Below are 1774 nucleotides of genomic sequence, written 5' to 3' on the forward strand. Positions count from 1 at the left end.
TACGTCGTCAACGCGCGGCAGACCGAGGACGTGATCTTCGGCCCCGATGGCTGTGTGCCGCGCCTCGCGCCCGGCGCGGTGATCGTCGCCAGCGCCACCGTGGCGCCCGAAGCGGCCCGCTCGCTCGCAGCGCGCATCGCCGACGCGGGGTTCCTGATGCTTGACGCGCCGGTCTCGGGCGGGCAGGCGGCGGCGGAGGCCGGGACCATGACCGTGATGGCATCCGGGTCCGCCGACGCGTTCGACGCGGCCCTGCCGGTGCTCGAGACGGTCGCGCGCAAGGTCTGGCGCCTCGGCGACGCGCCCGGTATCGGCAGCACCGTCAAGATGGTCAATCAGCTGCTCGCGGGCGTGCATATCGCGGTCGCGGCCGAGGCGATGGCGCTCGGCATCCGCGCCGGCGCCGATCCGCAGACGCTGTTCGACGTCATCAGCAATTCGGCGGGCAGTTCGTGGATGTGGCAGAACCGGGTGCCCCATATCCTCGACGGCGACGACACGCCGCGCTCGGCGGTCAACATCTTCGTCAAGGATCTCGGCATCGTGCTGGATCAGGCCCGCGCGCTGACGTTCCCGCTGCCGTTGGCGGCCGCCGCGCATCAGCTGTTCCTCGCCGCCGCCGCCGGCGGTCACGGTGCCCGCGACGACGCTTTCGTGATCCGTGTCTGGCAGGCACTCGCCGGCATCGCCCTTCCGGGTCACGCGCCTCCCGGGGACGCCTGAGCCGGCCCGGCCCGTGGCACGCCGGTTGCTGAATCGCACCCATCCGTTGCACGAGAGCCGCATGAACTGGGGTCTGCTGACGCAAGCCGAACGCGACGCGGCGTACAACAATGCCGAGGCCGTCGCGAACAGCGCCGCCCTGACGCAGGCACGCAACGCCGCGTCGCATGCCTGGCGGCAGGCGCATCATCAGCATCTCGACATCGCCTATGGCCCGCGGCCGCGCAACCGGCTCGACCTGTTTCCGGCGGCCGATCCGTCGATGCCCTGCCTCGTGTTCATCCATGGCGGCTACTGGCAGCGCAACAGCCGCGAGGATTTCGCCTGTCTGGCCGAGGGGCTGCACGCGCATGGCTGGAGCTTCGCCGTGCCGGGCTACACCCTGGCGCCGGAAGCAAGCCTGACGGAGATCGTCAACGAGATCCACGCCAGCCTCGACTGGCTCGCGGCGCACGGCGACACGCGCGGCATCGGCGGCCCGCTGGTCGTCGCCGGCTGGTCGGCGGGCGGGCATCTGACGGCGATGGCGCTGTCGCATCCGCGCGTCGTCGCCGGGCTGGCGATTTCCGGCGTGTTCGAATTGGGGCCGCTGCGCGACACCTATCTGAACGCCAAGCTCAAACTGACCGAGGACGAGGTGGCGGCCCTGTCGCCGCTGCGGCTGCCGCCGGTGCAGAAGCCGCTGGCGATCGCCTATGGCACGCGCGAGCTGCCGGCGCTGATCGCCGACAGCCGCGACCTGCATGCCATGCGGGCCGCCGCCCATGCGCCGGGCGCGCTGGTGCCGGTGGGCGGGGCCGACCATTTCACCGTGCTCGACGCGCTGCGCGAGGCGACGGGCGAGCTGGCGCATCACGCGAAGCTGCTCGCATGAGCGCGCCGTCCGCTGCGGGGCCCTTCGATGCGGGGCCGACCGACCCGGTGGCGGCGATCGAGGCGACGATCGCGGCCGATCGTGCCTATGCCGATCCCGCGCTGTGGATCACCCGCGTGCCCGACGACGCGCTGCGTGCCCGCGCCGCCGCGCTGGCGGCCGAGGGGCCGCGCGGCC

3 protein-coding genes are annotated in these 1774 nt (G+C 72.5%); all 3 read left to right on the plus strand.

The window, feature by feature from the left end; all coding sequences use genetic code 11:
* Positions 1 to 723, plus strand: a 723-nt coding sequence (locus B8460_RS07100) for an NAD-binding protein (RefSeq protein WP_048860886.1), incomplete at its 5' end; no start/stop codon positions are given.
* Between the two features lie 61 nt (positions 724 to 784).
* A complete protein-coding gene (locus tag B8460_RS07105) occupies positions 785 to 1597 on the plus strand; it encodes an alpha/beta hydrolase (protein WP_048860887.1) in 813 nt (270 codons plus the stop codon).
* On the plus strand, positions 1594 to 1774 hold a 181-nt coding region (locus B8460_RS07110), incomplete at its 3' end, for a hypothetical protein (protein WP_048860888.1). The genes B8460_RS07105 and B8460_RS07110, both read left to right, overlap by 4 nt.

Origin of the sequence: Acidisphaera rubrifaciens HS-AP3, from assembly GCF_000964365.1 — a bacterium.
In the GTDB taxonomy this organism is placed as follows: domain Bacteria; phylum Pseudomonadota; class Alphaproteobacteria; order Acetobacterales; family Acetobacteraceae; genus Acidisphaera; species Acidisphaera rubrifaciens.

Bases quoted from the DNA above. Each gene is read 5' to 3' on its own strand.
- B8460_RS07105 (WP_048860887.1), top strand. From the start codon at position 785: ATGAACTGGGGTCTGCTGACGCAAGCCGAACGCGACGCGGCGTACAAC.